The organism is Pseudomonas putida, assembly GCF_028682175.1.
Lineage (GTDB): Bacteria > Pseudomonadota > Gammaproteobacteria > Pseudomonadales > Pseudomonadaceae > Aquipseudomonas > Aquipseudomonas putida_AD.
This window is the reverse complement of record NZ_JANHKS010000012.1, coordinates 89,340-105,504: the sequence shown is the minus strand read 5'-3', so window position 1 is coordinate 105,504 and position 16,165 is coordinate 89,340. Positions and strand designations below refer to the sequence as shown.

The window sequence follows — 16,165 nt, the reverse complement described above, 5'->3', positions numbered from 1 at the left end:
CTGTTACGCCACCATGTGCGTGAGTTGAAGCATAGAGTCAGCGCCTGAGACCAGTCGTTTGATGGTGTTGACATCGCCGGAGCTGGCAGCGAATACGTCGAATTCGCTGATAGCCCCTGACTTGACCATGCTACTGATCTGAGCTGCCAATCTGGTTGCGATTGGTTTCGCGCTGTCAGGATCCACCCCGAGAATTTTGGCAATGTCGCCTTCCTTCATTAGCAGGATGTGGCGCAGCTGAGCCAGTCTCATGCTCAGGTCTTCGGAGGATGTGTCCGGGAAGTTTTGGACGTCAATCAATCGCTTGAGCACTCGTGCCTCCTCCGGCAGGGACATATGCTCGTAGTGTTGTTGAACACCTTCGCGGTCTTTGACAATCAGCTCCTCGTCGAGGCCGTGCTCATGCATGTAAATGAGCTGGTTCTCGATAGCTTCCAGAAGACAAGCTTCGCGGGCGAATCGGTCGTTCTCGGCCTCAAGCTGATCGAGTTCCGTACTGATGCGCGCCGAGGGCTTGCGTGTCAGATACTGCTGGATAAGAGTCAGCGTGCTCGCCATCAACTCACGGTACTTGTCCTTCTTGGCGGAGATCGCTGGAAGGTGCATGACGCCCCTGATTGCAAAATGACACGCAGAGCAGCAATTGGGCTCGCCGAACAGGTCAAGCACCTCTTTTGGGCAGATGTTGCTGAAGGGACAAATGTGAGTGGTGTTGAACGCGAATTCGCTCACTTCTTTGGCGATGATCCGGTCAAGGCCAGTGTCAGACTCGCGTTTGACGCTCGATAGGCTCATCAGTCTGTGCTTGGCAATAGCGCCTGCCGGGTCAGCGGCAATGTCCTGCTGAAGCGTTTGGTTGAGCCTTGCGATTGTTGCTGCCAGGTCAGGGAAGTCACCTGCGGTGAGTTTGTCTTGATTGCTCATGAGTGACATGCAAAGCATCTGTTGATGCGTCATCCCGAGGTCGTTCTCATCGAAGATGGAGTAATAGGACACTAGCGCTTCAGACTGACCAGTGAGCCATTGGCCCACGATCGACGGAGGCAGGAACTTGATGGCCTCTGAGACGAATCCGGCACGCAGACCATGCGGCGTGTAGTCAGAAGTCAGGGTACTTGCGGTGATCGACGATAAGCTCTCTACAGTGTGGTTCGTGAGGTATTGACGCTCATCTGTCGAGTCTGCAGAGGGTTTGCACCACACGATGTCAGGGCAGCTTACGTCGCCCTGTTCGGCTTTGATGAAGTACTGCAGACAGAGCAGCAGGAGTCGGAAGGGGTCATAGTTCATCCAGTTCTTCGGGGTAGTCGCAAGTCTGAACAACGGACGAAGCCGACCAAATTTTGAGCCCTCGTTCTCGTTGTACCAAATCTGTTCTTGGAAGCTGGGGCAGGTGCACCGACGGTACCATGCGTTTTGCCTGTCCAGAATTTGAATGACGCGGTCTGAAACGATAGATGTCCATTCGCCATGAGCTTTGTCGGTACTCACCAACAGCGGCGCTAGAGGCCTCTTCATCTGGCGCTCCACGTAGTTCGCATAGCGGTCAAGATCCAGCCATAGCAAGTGTTGCTGACGGATGCCTGTCTCGCACATCAAAAGCGTGGAGCGAACATCATTCATGACGACGCGTGGCTGTACTTCACCGTTGATGTGCCTGTCGGAGATGCGATAGAAACGAGGGATATAGGTGAAAGGGCGAGGTTTGCCTTGAAAATAAAAGATAGGGGTATAATTCAAAGCCTTGAGGTCAACGCTCGCGCAGCTCATTTGGCCTGTACCCCAAAGTCCCGCCCATTCCGAGCTGTGGACAAGTTCGCTAAGATTTGGCCACTTGAGCTTTCCGGCGACAACACCTGGCTCGGTGCCGTCCGCCATGCAATTGAGGTGCATAGTCAGGTACTCAAGCGAGTACATCATGCTGATGAACGTCGAGAAATACATTCGAGGAATCGGCTTTTTTACCGTCCCCCACTTTTTGGACTGCGGCGGGTAGCAGTCGGCTGAGAAACTATTTCTGACTTTGTCAGCGTTCGGGATGACAGCGGATTGTCCGATGATGTATTCGAAGAATTTTTCGATGGGATAAATCTTGGCGTAGTGGGTGTCCGGTGTGTTCTGGTTGATGCCCACGATGGTGTTGATCATCGTCAGAAGCGTTTCTGGAAGCTCCTTCTCATAATTTCCGACCTCCTTTAACAGATCGGCATCGGCTGTGACGTAGATAGCGCAGGTAAAGTCGTTGAACGTAGTTGGGTATGCATCCAGGTTCCCATCACGATCCATAAAGAACTGATAGAGGTAGGGGCCGCAGTAGGCGATCATGTGGTACAGGGATGACCTGTGGTTCTTCTTGCTTTCAAGCCGTTTGGACTTGAGAAATGCCCGATAGGTCGCGTTGATCAGCCTGCAAAACTTGACGACCTTCTCGGGAAGCAGCTCCAGGCCCGGCGGCAGTGTGTCCACGCCGTCCATCCGAAAGGCGCGGTTTAGAGCATTAGCATCGGAGAATAGAGCTGCAAATGTTGGGATGCCATGCACCGAACCTTCCAAGTATGAACGAGTTTTCTCGACAAGCTGGGCGTGGTATCGGCTGACCTGATTCTGCTTGCCCGTCTCCTGTCCCTGCTTGCGTGCTTCGCGGGACTTATCGCGACTCTCGGCGAGAATGCGATCGACTTGCTCGCGCATCCAAGGGTTGTCCGATGCATCAGCGAAGAATACAGAGAAGTCATCTGTGTAGAATCGTGCGAGCTCGGACTTGTACCCGAAGCTACGCTCCTTCAGATCACGAGCGAGCTCTGCAGTGAAGCTTGCAGGGTTGTGCAGGTTGGAGGCAACCAGCAGCCTCAGCCACCCGGTCGACCTCAGCTCGCGATTTTTATCGCTCATGGTGCCGTTGAAAACGAGTGACGACTTGGGATTGAGCGCTCTGATCTTAAACAGCATCGGGCAGCGCTCTTTATTCTCCTCGATCAACTCATCCAGCAATCCGTCGCTGTTAATGGGGTTATTCCAACCTAGAGGGAGAACGACCTTTTTCTCGATCCAGAGACGCAGGAAAGTCATTTTCAGCATGGAGGTCAGCGGCGCGATCAAAGAGGCGACCACCGAGGCCGGCATATCTGGAATGGCCGTTTTGATGATCTCTTCGCGCTCTCGGGTTCCCGAAAAGCAGCAGATGAGCAACTGCTCGACCTGGGCACGGCGGATTGCAAAGAAAGGACGTGGGCCCAAGTCGTTCAGAGCCAACAACGCCTTCAGCGTTCGTCCACCGTCCGGGTTGTTGTAAAGCTTCCAGTAACGGTGGCGCACATCGATCATTGCCAAGTCGAAAGCTGGGCCAATTTCTTTGTTTTTGATCAGCCAGATGGGTTTTTCGTGCGAAGGATTGATCATGCTGCCTCCAAGGCGAGTTGCTGTAGTTGTTTGATTTCTTGCTGGTGATAAGCAATTCGCGCTTGAAGGACTGTTTTGGGCCCTCCGCTCAGCCGTGCGAAGTTTGCAGCGGCCATTGATGCGTATAGAAGATGAGCATCTTGGCGCGCGTAGCGTTTAGTCGTTTTTACCCGTGCATGCCCCATGAACTGTTTGACCCTGTCGAGTTCCAGTCCATATTTACGGTTACTGTGAGGGCTTGGGTTCGGGCAGTGATTGACCAGGTAATATCCATACATGTGCCGTAAGGAGTGAAAACCGTACGAGCGACCAGTAATCTTCTGCGCGGCTTTACTGAAGCGCTCATACAATCCTTGATAACCGTTATGCATTGGCTCGCCGTCCTTCAGGCTTCGCACCAGAAAGTCATGTCTTACGGGGGCCATGAGGGGCTGCTCTCGCATTTCTGCCTTATATCGATCCAGGGCTACCCAGAACATCGAGGCGAACGGTTCAATCAAGAAAGTTTCCGAATGGGCTCTTCCCTTATGAGGTAAACCGTCAATTTCTGTCGCTGTCATGTACTTGATGAGCACGTTGCGCCTGGTGTTGGGGTCAATAATGTTCACGCGGTTCAACACTGGATCAATGTCAATAACGATGTCTTCATTGAGCATGGTCAGCGCTTCAGACACGCGGGCTCCCGACGCCGCAAGCAGACTCCAAAGCATCTTGTCCCTGAAGCTTGGGGCCGACTCGATGAGCTCCTTACAGCGGTCGATAGGGAAAGCGAATTCATCTCCGCCGTAGATGTCGGTGTGAGCGATTTCTGATGGCTTCGAGACGGGTGATAGGCCCGCACGTTTGATTCGTTTGGCACCACCAGCCAGACATCCAGCTAACCAGCTATTTTTCTTGATTGCGCTCCTGACACTTGCGGTGGTATCCACCTTAACGGCCTGAGCCAGAGAGAAGCCTGACAGGGTGACTGAGGAGATGTATCCCTGGGCTTCCAGTTCCAACATGCCCAGGCGAAAACGCTCGCTTGCGTCAACAAAGCTGTTAAGTGCAGCCAGAGCAACACTAACGGAACTTCCCGATAAGTTACGATCGCCTAACAAAGATGCAGCTTGTGCAATTAGGGGGATATCGCTCGCTGAACCGAATACCAGATAGCTCTCGTAGTTCTCGATAGTCTGACTCAGGAGTAACGGAGTCAGACCACCACTGAGCTGGGCGACACACTGTAGTAATTCCAAGAAGATACGGTTATAGCTGGCATAGGATTTAACCGTTTTAAACTTCCTTCTCTTGCTCAGGCCATAACACCAGCTTTCGAAAAAGTCGTCCATGAGCTTGTCCGTTGAGACAAGCGTATAAATGTTTTTCTCATTCCTAGTGGTGGGGATAAGAATTGGCGGGGCGAACGAATACAGCTCGCGACGTAATGCGATGGCGTTCATCTTAGGTTCCAATACTGCTGGGATGAACAAATGGTTGCATAGGAGATTCTAAGTGCGCAAGTGCACGCTACTGCATACTTAATTAACTAAAATGGTTGATTATCGGAATGGCGATTTCAGCGTTATATTAATTTATATAACGGTGTTATGCGTGGCTGTCGACGGGTTGCCGCTGCCTAGGCCTTGTGTTCCGACGGGGGAGGTGAATCGGGCGGAACGCTTCAGTGACGGCTGGTGCACGCAGATGGCATGCGAATCCATTTTTGAAATCTCACGGAATGCGCGCGACTGAAAATGTCAACCTGATCAAAAAAATTTATATTCTTTTCAGAAACCCAGCTTTTCGGGGGCTGAATGCCAAAAAAGCAGGCGAGGAGAGTCGGAGTGCACGAGACCGGATGGCTTTTTCACCGCGTTGCTGATTTCGGTGATGTGGAGCCCTAGCACGAGGGTTTGCGACGTCAGGCGTGTTGCGTGAAAGCAATCTGCGATATTTGAGGCCAGGGTTTGCCGCATCGCTAGAACCAGTCATCCAAGTGTGCAGTTGGCTTGGGAGCTCGATTGAGGGATTACTGCAGGTTGAGGACGTATGGCTTTGGCTGCCGTGCCCGATTAAACAACCACCGCGCCGCAGATTAACCAGACGCAATTCTTTCTAACCATTCTCCGAGCATCCAGCGCTCCCTCGTGGTGAGTACTTTCACCTCGCCAAGATTGGCATTCAGCTCTGATGCGAGGCTAGGGACTCTACGGCTTTCATCAGGCTTTAAATCCTCGGGTGCCTCCATCGTTTTTATTGCGCTTTTCTTAAGCAGAGGCTTAATCGACTCCCATGCGAGCCAGCTCGGATCATGAGGGCGACTCGCCTCATGCAACCAGGTGAATATCATCCCCACGCTAAATGGAAGAATGAAGTCAATGGCTTGTGTTTTTCCAACCTTTAGCAAGCCGGCTTTAGCAACCAGGTCGACAGCGGTTTTCAATTCATCGGCCTGTCGACGCCATTGAGTCGTGAGTTTACCCGGACGCGGCTTGCTGATATGTAGAAAGATATCCGGGTTGTCTATCCCAAATATGATCAGATCTTGAATCGCATGAAGCAAACCGTCGACCGGGAGATCGGATTCCGTACGAGTTCGAGGTCGAGCTTGCCAGAGATGAAGCGCTACATCGTCCAAGAGCTGCTCGATACTCCCGACATGCTTGTAGATCTGGGGTGGCAGGACGTTGGCATGCCTTGCAATATTTCGGATGGTTGCAGCCGCCATCCCTCCCTCTGCGATCAACTTCGCAGTGGTCGTGATGATTATTTCGGCCAGAGGGCTGGAGTACATTTGATAGTCAGCCTTCTTAGGCAGGTAGAACGAGGCACTGCGGTATGCTGATGCGCTGGGGGGCTGGATGATACGTTTGCATGCGAAGGCGGGCAAATCGGGTCAGGCTCGATATTGTTGTTTTGATCCCTGTGTTTTTGCTTCAACCGTCAAGGGTTAGGCTGTATGCGTGTCCGGATAGTCTTCAGTGTAATGGCCCCATTTCGTCCAGCCTCCACTAGCCTCCGAGGCCATCAGGGTTATTGCAGATCCGGTGCAGGTTAATCGGTAAAGATGCTTACGAACGCAGGTGGAGCCCGTAGGCGGCAGACGCTGTAGATGTGCAGCTGGAAGCCTGAAGGGCCAAGGCAGCAATTCCAGATAACTGGCCTGGTTTCAACCCTCATCCCCTCAAGAGCCTAGGCATGACGACATGACCCGGCTGTGTCATACAAGCGTTGGCGACGCGGCCTTCAAGGCCTGCAGGTTTACCTGAACGACAACTGGGGCAATGATGACACGCTGGCATCCGTTCTCTAGGTGCGACAGCATTAACGCGATTATCTCTACTATTGTGTCTTGCAGCGTCTGGTCAGCGATCAACTGGCAACTGATGAGATGAGTGATGCACGATTCGCGGTAGACCTCGGGTTGTAGGGCGGGCATGCTGGACGCAGGCGCAATCCTTGGGGGCTTAATCAATGGTTTGGGAAAGTGAAAACTGGAAGCTACCTCTGCTGAAACTGGCTAAGCGCCTCGCAGCTCTTAAGGGATCTAGAGAGCTATCTGAAGATCAGCTTGCCCAGATCGAGCGAGATATCTTCATAGGGTTTTACTCGGTCAGAAGGTTGACTGAAACCCCCACGAAAGTGACGGATCAGACACGAGCCATGCTGCTCGCCGTCAGCAAGTTTCCCAACCTCAAGCGTGTGACCTGGCGTAATAATCATAGGCTTGAAGAGCTCTATGACTTCAACCAAAGCAATCAAGAGAAGCGGAGTATTCCCTTCGTTTGCGGCGTGGTCATACACAGCTTCATTTTTGCACCCTGTGTTTCGGAACAGGGCGGGCTGTGTGGGGTGTTTTTCACCTCTGATCTTGATAAAGACAAGTTTTTGCTCTTCATGGACATCGATGAGGTGATCGCGCTGTTCAGGCAAGTCGGCAACGACAACCCCAGCGTGATCGAATCCTCTCGTGATCTGGTCACGGGCGTCGAGACGCTGATCGTCAAATGAGCTTAAAGCTCGACTCCGGCGCGTCGAAGGTGAAGGTGAAGACGGTTTGCCGAGTTTCTCCGGTTGCCTAGTCGACCTTCGTCCTTACCTAGCCGGTGTCAGCCTGTGAATTGACAATGGCACTCTGGTATCATTTTGCGATTAAATTGGATCGCATTATTGCACCAGGGAGGCGTTTGTTCGGGTGATGGAAGGTGCAGAATCAAACACGATTCATGAGGCGTCCGCAGCCGCTTTGGGATTTTATTTCCAGAGCCAGTTCGCTCTACTGACGCTGATATCGCAGACGAATGATGACGCTGCGGTGGCAATCGAAAGGCTGGACGACGTAGAGCTCACGGCTAACGGCCAGACCCTTCTGTACCAACTCAAGCATTCCGTCCAAGAAAATCCGCCCCCCGTCACACTGGCATGCGTGGCGTTGTGGAAAACCATCAAGGTATGGAGTGATGCCATCCCACTCGTATCACTGGCTGATACGACCTTCTGCCTTGTTTCAGTCGGCACCGTACCCAGCGACTCTCCCTTGATGACTCTGTGTGACCCCCAGGCGAATCGAGAGACCTTGCTCAATGCGATGCTTGAGGAAGCCAGCCGTGTCGTTGATGAGCAGCACCGCTGCGAAGGCCGCAGGTGACAAGCTTCCGCACGCACCACGTGCTGCGGGCTGTGAGGCATTCCTCAACCTTGACCCATCAACCCGATCGAGCCTGCTACGACGAATCCGCATTCAGCATGGCACTGTCACGATTGGGCAGATCCCTGAGGCGCTGTCCAAACACCTGCACCTGCTCCCGAAGGATCAGCGTTCCCAAGCGGCTGAGCGACTGCTTGCGTGGTGGGATCAGCAGGTGGTGTACACCCTGTGTGGCAAGCGCGATCGGGTGATTCAGCGCAGCGAAATGGAACACAGCATCTCCTCCATCATCGCGCATCTGGACGACGAAAAGCTGATCGCTGATTTCGACATGGTCAACCATCCCGATGACTATGAGTCTGACGGTATGCTCTATCGCCAGATCGCTTTGGTTCGGGGAAGACCCTCTGACGTCACCAAGGCTGTCCGTGAGCAATGGAGGGCCACGCAGCAACGGGCGAAGTGGATTGTCGAAAAACCTCAGATGCGATCGAAGATCGTCAGTTATGACGCAAAACTCACCGAGCGTTGGTCGGATCTCCACTCTCGAATGGCAGAAGATTGCGAGGGTTTAGATCCTCTCGAAGTCGAGGCCAAAGGGCTGGAGCTTCTGCGCTGGGCTCATGACCATGCCCCCACGGATGTCGAGCCGATTGCGCCGAGCTGGAGCGGGCACTATTACGTGCGGGGCACTTACCAAGTGTTGGCAATCGACCAGATGGTTGGGTGGCATGTCGACTATCTGAACCTCCTCAAGGATTAGAGTATGGCCATTGCCCACGACATCTATGCCGAAACCAACCCGGCCTATTGCGCTGCGTTACTGACCCACTTTGTTTCAGGGTACTGCTCTCGCAGCAACGCGCCGCCAGACCTCACGTTGTGCTACGCAGCCTTGCCGCTGGCGCTGTCAGGTGACCTAGCGTCGACATTTGCGGGTACCGATCGAAGGACGGGCCTATTGGAGTGGCTGCATCGCAGCCCCTTCATTCAGATCCGGCTTGCAGATCGACTGAATGGCTCCCTGGATATCGTTACCGAGGCGATCCAGTTTGGATGCTTCAGCCAATTGCTCATGGTCAATGCCGAGGGTCGACTCGTCTTGGGCGCAGCCTCGTTGCCCAAAGTCTTCACCAAGCAATTGATTGAGGAGACCCGGAACATTTTCAAGAACATTGACCGCCTGGGCTGCTGGTTTGCCTTGGCCGGCACTACACGGACTGTATTCGACATGATGGGGCTAGAATTGTGAGCCGCTGGAACATCTCAAACATCTTTTTCATCGGCGAAGGCGGGCGGGTTCGCATCCTTGATCTGCGCCTGGGTGAGGTGAACATTTTTACCGGTGCCTCCGGTACCGGTAAATCCACCCTGATCAAAGCCATCGATTACTGCCTTGGCTCCAGCAAGTGCGAACTCGCAGCTCATGTGAAACGCCACAGTGTGGCGGTCGGTGTGAAGTGGGTGCTGGATGGCGCACAGATGATTACGGCTCGCCTCGTCCCGCCTGTTGGACAAGGTACCAGCACGAAGATGTTCGTCAGCAATGGGCGGAATTTGCCAATTCCTGACACTGTTGATCAGCTCCAAGGTGCTACGACGGTCGATGCGGGTAAAGCCTTCATCGAGCGAGCCTTTGGCATCGGCGGTGTGTCTGACGTCTCCGATGACAAGATCGCCCGTAAATGGCGCCCAACGGTGCGCCACGCCACGGCCTATATGTTCGTTCCCAAGGATGTGATCTATAACGAAACGGCTTTGCTTCATGGGTTGGATCAGGCTGACGAGGCTCCAGCGATCATCGAGACGATGCCCTTTTTCTTGCGGGTCGTGAACGAGGACACCGTGCTCCAGGAGCGGCGTTTGCGCGATCTACGCAAACAGCTTGAGCGAGAGGAACGAAAGCAGCGAACTCGCCAGGCAGCCGGCAGCGAGTACAAAAAGCACGCCATGCGCTTGCTGCTCGATGCGAGTCGCAGTGGCCTGTGCGACCTCCCCTTGGACGACGCTACCGAGCAGGAATTGGAAGCCATCCTGCAGCGGGTAAAACGGATCAATGCCAAAGGGGTGTCGAATCCTAACGAAAGCGAGCTAGGTAACCTGTACGAAAAACGGCGCAGCGTGCTGGGTGACATCGAAAAAGCGCGCAGGCAATCCCGTGCGACCCGTTCGGCGCTCCAGGATATGGTGGGTTTTCAGGGAGCCGTCCAACGCCAGTACGAGAAGCTGAAGATCGCCGAGCACCTTCAGCCGGCTGCTGGCATTTGTCCATTGTGCGACACACCGACTGAGCGTGGCATTGCGATCTCTGAAGCGATCCACCAATCCATCAAGATCGTGCGATCGGAAAGCGTGGCGGTCGAGAGTGTCAGGCCGCGCCTGATTGAACATGAAGACTCGTTGCAGATCGAGATCGATCGACTGAATATCAAGCTGCGTGAAACCGATGAGCGCATCAAGACTTGGGTTCGGCAAAGTGATGAAGCCAAGCAAATGGATAGCTTGGCCCGATACCATTCCCATCTGCTGGGTAAGGTGTCGCAGTTTTTGGAGATGAATCCGACCAGGCCGCAGCCCGGCTCTGACCTCAGTGTCCTGCATGAACAGATTCACAGACTCGAAGCGCTGATCGACAGCAACTCCAAGCAAGTGTTGCTCTCTCGCGCCGAACGCAAGGTGTCGCAATACCTGTCAGAGGCGTTCGCCAAGTTGCCTACGGTTGCGCCATGCATTGGGGCAGACCTTGAGTTTTCCTCCAAGCCGCCGGAGGTGGCGATAATCGAGGAGGGCACAGGAGCCGTTCTCCGACTGCATGATGCAGGGTCGGATGAGAACTACCTGGCAATCCATATTGCCCTGTCCTTCGCGCTGCAGAAGTACCTGGGTGAAATCAATGCTCCAGTACCAGCCTTCCTCGCGTTCGACCAGATTAGCCGACCTTACTACCCGCAACGTGGGGAAGACGAGTCGACGATTGGAGAAAACGAAGAGGTATCGGCCATGCGTCGACACATCGACTTCCTGTTCAAGGAGACGGCTGCCCAGGAAGGTCTGCAGGTGCTACTGATCGAGCATGCCTTCTTCGGGGATGACCCTCGCTACGTAGCGGCTACCCGCAAGCGGTGGAACAAATTGTCAGAGGATGCCTTGATTCCTCGGGATTGGCCGAAAAGGCCGGACACTCAATGAGGAGTTTGACCCTTTCAATCTTTATGCCATGAGTTACTACAAGCGATGGCTGTTCTAGGGGAAGGCAGAGCTCTTCATGGTAGGAGTATGGCGCTCAACAGTTCAGGGCCATGACAGACAACAGGCTTTTTCGAGGCGTTTTTTGAAATCGAGAGTGCTATCTCTCTGGTTTGATTGGCATTTTGTAGCATGCAGTCAGCTGCACGCTCGCGGGATTTCTGGAGGTTGTGTACAGGGCCCGGTTTTGCTATGTTCATGGCCTGAGCGATGTCGACCGACTCGTTAGGAACTCTCGATATTAGTAGGGTACCTAGGATAAGGGTTCGAATCTCTGCGCCTCCGCCATATTTTGTACCGCAAAGCCCCGTTTTTACGGGGCTTTGTCGTTTCCGGGGTTTGTGGTCCTGAGCGGTGCCAGACTACCTGAACAGCTCCGAATGAGTGCCAAGGTCAACAAAGACCACTTCGCGTTCGGTGGCTTGGTAGATGAGGAGAAAATCCCCACCGACATGACACTCCCGCGTTCCTTCCCATTCTCCTCGAAGTTCGTGATCCCGGTATGAAGGGGGCAGTGGCTGTCCCATCCAGATCATTGTCATCACTTCGCGCATCGCCTTCATGTCACTTCGACCGGCGCGATTGTGCCGTTCCCATGACTTCCCGAATTCTGCCGTGTAGTCGACACGTCGCGGCAACGCTGCCCGTTTAGGATCAGGGGATTCGTTTTGCGCCTGCTTCGGGGGCTTCTTTGCCATCCAGATCCTCTAACAATTCGTCCATTGATTCGAAGCGGCTGCGGATTTGTCTCGCCTGGGCCAGAGCCCGGGCGGTTTTTTCCGAGGGGGCGCGTACTTCGAAGGGCAATCCCTGGGTTTCTACGACCTGAAGCAAAAAAAGCCGCATCGCTTCACTGATCGTCAGTCCGCAAGCGCTCAGCACTGCGGTCACCTGGAGCTTGAGTTCTTCGTCGATGCGGCAACGCACGTCGGTGTTCTTGAGTAATGCGGCCATGGTCTCACCTGTATTCAGAATGTAGCTACATTGTGGCTACGTAATGAGGCCAATTATTCGCTTCTGGTGGAGGTAGTGCAACACAGTAAAAAATTTTTGTGTGAAGGACTCATTCAGGACATTTCATGAGGTGGTGCCGCGTGCAGGAGGTCGAGTCGCCAGCGCCAGTGCCTCAAGATGCCCTGAACGTCTCCCCGCAGGAATCAGCCCGCCACATCCACCAGCACGATCTCGCTGCGTCGATGGGCAAGGAATCTGAGCACTGATTCGTTCTGTACGGCCGCTCCGTCGCCAGGACCCACGGTCACGCCGTTGACTTCGATCTGCCCTGACGCCACCACCAGGTAGACCTTGCGCGCGATGTCCAGCGTGTATTCGGCGTGGCCGCCTCGATCCAGCGTTGCAGCGGCCAGGCGGGCTTCGGCGCGGATGCGCAGGGCGTCGTGGTCTTCATCGAAGCCGCTGGCCAGTGTTTCGAATTTGCCCCTGGAGGGTTGCTTGGGGAAAGGCCGCACGCCCCAGCTTGGCGGCAGGCCCTTGAGGTCCGGAAAGATCCAGATCTGGAAGATTTTCGTGTCTTCGCTTTCGAAGTTGTACTCGCTGTGCTGGATGCCGGTGCCGGCGCTCATGACCTGGACGTCGCCTGCGGCGGTGCGCCCGCTGTTGCCAAGGCTGTCCTGATGGGTAATCGCGCCCTGGCGGACATAGGTGATGATTTCCATCTCCTGGTGTGAGTGAGGGGCAAAGCCTGTTTGCGGGGCGATGGTGTCATCGTTCCAGACTCTCATCCGCCCCCAGTTCATGCGCTTGGGATCCTGATAGTCGGCGAATGAGAAATGGTGTCGCGTATCCAGCCATCCGTGGTTCCCGCCACCCAACTTTCTAAACGGACGTAGTTCAATCATGTTCCGGTCTCCGAGGGTATTCGAACGAGCTCAGGCTCATCGGTCCGCTAATGAACATCGGCCCGAACTCACCGGAAAAGCCAAATAATTCGAACGAAGTTATCTAATTAATTGATCAGAAGGATCATGACTTAGTAAATGCGCGACATTGGCGTGACGTGGCGCAAAGTGCGGGGAGGTTTGCAAAATACAAACACCAGGTTCGCGATATTGATAGAGGGCAGGTTTAACGGCGTTCCCCGAATCATCCCCTGTTACACGGGACCTTTGTCGCTATGGCTAATCAGGCCGGCTGCGGTTTACCCTCATTCTTTGAGAACAATAAGATAAATCCAGGACCCTGCCATGGATCGTTTACTCAGTGTCGAAGCCTTTGTGCGGGTTGCCGAGACCGGCAATTTCGCGAAGGCTGCATTGCAATTGGGCGTGACCCGCTCGGTTATTTCACATCGCATTCAGCAGTTGGAACAGTTCATCAATGCACCGCTGTTTCATCGCAGCACGCGACATGTGCGCCTGTCCGACGTCGGGGAGACCTATTACAAGGAATGCTCTGACATGGTCGCCAACTTCAACTCACTGACCGAGCACATGCGCGAGCTGCGTGCCAAGCCCACCGGAAAGTTGCGGATCCAGATGCTTCCAGGCTTTGCCATCGGTCATTTTGGCCGGATGATGGCTGAGTTCAACCGGCTGTACCCCGATATCGAGATCGATGTGGTGGTCAATGACCGGGTGGTCGATCCCATCGAGGAAGGCTTCGATGTCGCCTTCCAGATGTTTCCGCCGCTGAGTGAAACCCTGATCGAGCGCAAGCTGTTTTCCGTTCGCCGGTTGTTCTGCATGTCCCCGCAATATGCCGCCGAATTTGGTGTGCCTCGCCATCCCGACGATTTACTGAACCACAAGATCGCGATGTACGCAGGTTACCCCTCGCGAAACCGCTGGGTGTTCACTCACGAGGGCGAACAATTGAATCTCAGCCTGCCGGGGCATATGCGTTCCAACTCGGTCCACTTGTTGCGTGATTATGCCGAGACGGGCGTGTGCATTGTTTGCCTGCCGACGCTGGTGGCCAGCGATGACCTGCTGGCGGGGCGACTTATTCCCGTACTGCCCGAGTATCACCTGTCTTCGTTCAACTTCTCCGCCGTGTTCCCGGCCACTCAGCGACGGGCCCTGAAAGTGCGCACCCTCATTGAGTTTCTGGTCGAGCATTTTGCTGATGAACCCAGTTGGGATCGACCGTTGCTGGAGCGCGGCTGGATTGTTTGAACCAGGCTCGTCGGCGAACAGTGTTCGCGTTTCGCAAACACTGTTGTCGGCCCCTGCGTAATTGTTCCCGGTCAGTCATCGCCGTACCGTGGCTTCACCTCAATAACAACAAGTGCGGTGAACGCGATGAGTACTGCTGCAATCAAGACGGTCTTCGGCTCGCTGGAAAACTACACCAAAGGGTCGGTGGAAATTATCAGTGGTGAAGCCCGCCACTATGCATTTTCGAACATCTTCGAAGTGGCTGAAAAATCCCCTCCCTACCAGAAAGTCGTGGTGGGCCTGAACCTTGGCTATGTGATCGAAACCCTGCGCGCTGAAGGTCAGTCGCCCTGGTTCACCGCCGCTCATGACGAATTCGCCATCGTGATGGACGGTGAAGTTCGCGTCGATTTCCTCAAGCTGGATACGCCTCAGGTGGACGGCGAGGGCACTCGCCTGGCGGGTGAAGTGCCGGTCGGCAAGCCCATGGGATACGTGCTGCTCAAACGCGGCCATCAGTGCCTGCTTCCTGCCGGCACTGCGTACCGCTTTGAATCCAGTCGCCCGGGTGTGCTGTTGCAGCAGACCATCAAAGGTCCGCTGTCGGTCGAGAAATGGGCAGACATCTGCCTCAAGTGATTCGTTGATCGCCACTCATCCCCACCCAGAACAAGAGGAATTTTCCATGGCCATGCTGGAAACCGCCGTTGAGGCACCATCGTTCGCTGACGACGAAGTCAGCGCAAGCGCACCCCATCCGGTCACCGGTTATCGCTCCTACCGGCTCGGTGCTTTCGAACTGTCGCGCGATGAGTATTTCGCCCGCATCACCTGGCCCGCCAAGGGCGAAACCCGTTCGCACCTGATCCCGGCCGACATCTTTCTGCGTGCGCTGATGCGTGACGTGGCCTGGGGCTTTTTCTACGGCTGGGTCAACTTCGACAACGTCATCGGTACCCGCAACTATTACGGCAGGGTCGACCTGTACGCCGGTACCTTCAACGGCGTGTTGAAAGAGGCCGGGGTCAACTACACCGAGAACTTTGAAACTCCGCTGATCATGGCGACGTTCAAGGCCATGCTGCGCGACTGGGTGAACTGCACCTTCGACCCGTTCGCCGCGCCACAGGAAACCGGCACCGCCTTCGGGCGCAAGAACGGTGAAAACCTCGAAGCCATCGAGCGTTTCCGCATCGCCACCAAACGCATGCCTGGCATGCCGGATGATTCGCCGCTGCGCAACGATCTGGACATCAACCGTCACTTCGCCGATGTCAGTCAGGATGAGCCGCAGATTCACACGGCTGAAGGTTTCGAAGGCCAGTTGCATGCCTTCAGCCTGTTCAAGTACCTGTCGCGCTCCGACGTGACCTGGAACCCTTCCGTGACCTCGGTCTGCAAAGCCAGCCTGTTCTGCCCGACCACCGAAGAATTCATGCTGCCGGTGTTCCACGGTAACGATCGGGTCGAGTGGTTCCTGCAAATGTCCGATGACATCGTCTGGGACGTCGCTGACAAGGACGAGGGCAATCCGCGTGCGCGCATCACCATGCGTCCTGGTGACATCTGCGCCATGCCGGCCGATATCCGCCACCAGGGTTACTCGACCAAACGCTCGATGTTGATGGTCTGGGAAAACGCCACGCCCAACCTGCCAGAGCGCTACGAGAGCGGTGAACTCACGCCGTACCCGATCGAGTTCTAAGCCTTGTTGGGCCTGACCGGGTCAGGCCCGTTTCCAGTCAGTTGCAAGCGCCGTGCAGGTCATGCGGCG

At 54.8% G+C, this 16,165-nt stretch carries 14 protein-coding genes; 8 read left to right on the top strand and 6 right to left on the bottom strand.

Annotated elements, in window-relative coordinates:
* Window positions 1-3 precede the first annotated feature (3 nt).
* The 3 genes from NPS29_RS11200 to NPS29_RS11190 form a co-directional block, all read right to left on the bottom strand.
* Window positions 4-3,399, bottom strand: coding sequence for a hypothetical protein (locus tag NPS29_RS11200; protein ID WP_274132602.1), 3,396 nt, complete (start codon window positions 3,397-3,399; stop codon window positions 4-6).
* Window positions 3,396-4,841 carry a site-specific integrase gene (locus NPS29_RS11195; protein WP_274132601.1) on the bottom strand — a complete coding sequence of 482 codons (1,446 nt, stop codon included), beginning with the start codon at window positions 4,839-4,841 and terminating at the stop codon, window positions 3,396-3,398. Before NPS29_RS11195 ends, NPS29_RS11200 begins: the two co-directional genes overlap by 4 nt.
* A 635-nt stretch (window positions 4,842-5,476) precedes the next feature.
* Entirely contained in the window at window positions 5,477-6,175 is a 699-nt protein-coding gene (locus NPS29_RS11190) for a TetR/AcrR family transcriptional regulator (protein ID WP_274132600.1), read from the bottom strand.
* Window positions 6,176-6,855: 680 nt separating this feature from the next.
* Between NPS29_RS11190 and NPS29_RS11185 the strand changes: the two genes are divergently transcribed.
* The 5 genes from NPS29_RS11185 (at window position 6,856) to NPS29_RS11165 (ending at window position 11,218) form a co-directional block, all read left to right on the top strand.
* Entirely contained in the window at window positions 6,856-7,392 is a 537-nt protein-coding gene (locus NPS29_RS11185; protein WP_274132599.1) for a hypothetical protein, read from the top strand.
* Between the two features lie 187 nt (window positions 7,393-7,579).
* Window positions 7,580-8,029, top strand: coding sequence for a hypothetical protein (locus NPS29_RS11180; RefSeq protein ID WP_274132598.1), 450 nt, complete (start codon window positions 7,580-7,582; stop codon window positions 8,027-8,029).
* Window positions 7,998-8,792 carry an ABC-three component system protein gene (locus NPS29_RS11175; RefSeq protein WP_337993889.1) on the top strand — a complete coding sequence of 265 codons (795 nt, stop codon included), beginning with the start codon at window positions 7,998-8,000 and terminating at the stop codon, window positions 8,790-8,792. The genes NPS29_RS11180 and NPS29_RS11175 overlap by 32 nt, the downstream gene beginning before the upstream one ends.
* A 3-nt stretch (window positions 8,793-8,795) precedes the next feature.
* Entirely contained in the window at window positions 8,796-9,281 is a 486-nt protein-coding gene (locus tag NPS29_RS11170; protein WP_274132596.1) for a three component ABC system middle component, read from the top strand.
* Window positions 9,278-11,218, top strand: coding sequence for a DUF3732 domain-containing protein (locus NPS29_RS11165; protein WP_274132595.1), 1,941 nt, complete (start codon window positions 9,278-9,280; stop codon window positions 11,216-11,218). The genes NPS29_RS11170 and NPS29_RS11165 overlap by 4 nt, the downstream gene beginning before the upstream one ends.
* Before the next feature lie 419 nt (window positions 11,219-11,637).
* Here NPS29_RS11165 and NPS29_RS11160 read toward each other — a convergent pair whose 3' ends face one another.
* The 3 genes from NPS29_RS11160 to NPS29_RS11150 all read right to left on the bottom strand — a co-directional run bounded on the left by NPS29_RS11160 (window position 11,638) and on the right by NPS29_RS11150 (window position 13,134).
* Window positions 11,638-11,973, bottom strand: a complete 336-nt coding sequence (locus tag NPS29_RS11160; RefSeq protein ID WP_274132594.1) for a type II toxin-antitoxin system YafQ family toxin — start codon at window positions 11,971-11,973, stop codon at window positions 11,638-11,640.
* A complete protein-coding gene (locus NPS29_RS11155; protein WP_274132593.1) occupies window positions 11,930-12,229 on the bottom strand; it encodes a type II toxin-antitoxin system RelB/DinJ family antitoxin in 300 nt (99 codons plus the stop codon). The genes NPS29_RS11160 and NPS29_RS11155 overlap by 44 nt, the downstream gene beginning before the upstream one ends.
* Before the next feature lie 203 nt (window positions 12,230-12,432).
* Window positions 12,433-13,134, bottom strand: a complete 702-nt coding sequence (locus tag NPS29_RS11150; RefSeq protein ID WP_274132592.1) for a pirin family protein — start codon at window positions 13,132-13,134, stop codon at window positions 12,433-12,435.
* A gap of 345 nt (window positions 13,135-13,479) precedes the next feature.
* Between NPS29_RS11150 and NPS29_RS11145 the strand changes: the two genes are divergently transcribed.
* The 3 genes from NPS29_RS11145 (at window position 13,480) to NPS29_RS11135 (ending at window position 16,096) form a co-directional block, all read left to right on the top strand.
* Window positions 13,480-14,409: a LysR family transcriptional regulator gene (locus NPS29_RS11145; RefSeq protein WP_274132591.1), complete on the top strand. Its 930-nt coding sequence runs from the start codon at window positions 13,480-13,482 to the stop codon at window positions 14,407-14,409.
* A gap of 126 nt (window positions 14,410-14,535) precedes the next feature.
* Entirely contained in the window at window positions 14,536-15,030 is a 495-nt protein-coding gene (locus NPS29_RS11140; protein WP_274132590.1) for a hydroxyquinol 1,2-dioxygenase, read from the top strand.
* 46 nt (window positions 15,031-15,076) lie between these two features.
* Window positions 15,077-16,096 carry a hydroxyquinol 1,2-dioxygenase gene (locus NPS29_RS11135; RefSeq protein ID WP_274132589.1) on the top strand — a complete coding sequence of 340 codons (1,020 nt, stop codon included), beginning with the start codon at window positions 15,077-15,079 and terminating at the stop codon, window positions 16,094-16,096.
* The last annotated feature ends 69 nt before the right edge of the window (window positions 16,097-16,165 follow it).

Bases quoted from the DNA above. Each gene is read 5' to 3' on its own strand.
- NPS29_RS11155 (WP_274132593.1), bottom strand. From the start codon at position 12,229: ATGGCCGCATTACTCAAGAACACCGACGTGCGTTGCCGCATCGACGAA.
- NPS29_RS11175 (WP_337993889.1), top strand. From the start codon at position 7,998: ATGAGCAGCACCGCTGCGAAGGCCGCAGGTGACAAGCTTCCGCACGCA.
- NPS29_RS11200 (WP_274132602.1), bottom strand. From the start codon at position 3,399: ATGATCAATCCTTCGCACGAAAAACCCATCTGGCTGATCAAAAACAAA.
- NPS29_RS11140 (WP_274132590.1), top strand. From the start codon at position 14,536: ATGAGTACTGCTGCAATCAAGACGGTCTTCGGCTCGCTGGAAAACTAC.
- NPS29_RS11145 (WP_274132591.1), top strand. From the start codon at position 13,480: ATGGATCGTTTACTCAGTGTCGAAGCCTTTGTGCGGGTTGCCGAGACC.
- NPS29_RS11180 (WP_274132598.1), top strand. From the start codon at position 7,580: ATGGAAGGTGCAGAATCAAACACGATTCATGAGGCGTCCGCAGCCGCT.
- NPS29_RS11190 (WP_274132600.1), bottom strand. From the start codon at position 6,175: ATGTACTCCAGCCCTCTGGCCGAAATAATCATCACGACCACTGCGAAG.
- NPS29_RS11160 (WP_274132594.1), bottom strand. From the start codon at position 11,973: ATGGCAAAGAAGCCCCCGAAGCAGGCGCAAAACGAATCCCCTGATCCT.
- NPS29_RS11150 (WP_274132592.1), bottom strand. From the start codon at position 13,134: ATGATTGAACTACGTCCGTTTAGAAAGTTGGGTGGCGGGAACCACGGA.
- NPS29_RS11170 (WP_274132596.1), top strand. From the start codon at position 8,796: ATGGCCATTGCCCACGACATCTATGCCGAAACCAACCCGGCCTATTGC.
- NPS29_RS11195 (WP_274132601.1), bottom strand. From the start codon at position 4,841: ATGAACGCCATCGCATTACGTCGCGAGCTGTATTCGTTCGCCCCGCCA.
- NPS29_RS11185 (WP_274132599.1), top strand. From the start codon at position 6,856: ATGGTTTGGGAAAGTGAAAACTGGAAGCTACCTCTGCTGAAACTGGCT.
- NPS29_RS11135 (WP_274132589.1), top strand. From the start codon at position 15,077: ATGGCCATGCTGGAAACCGCCGTTGAGGCACCATCGTTCGCTGACGAC.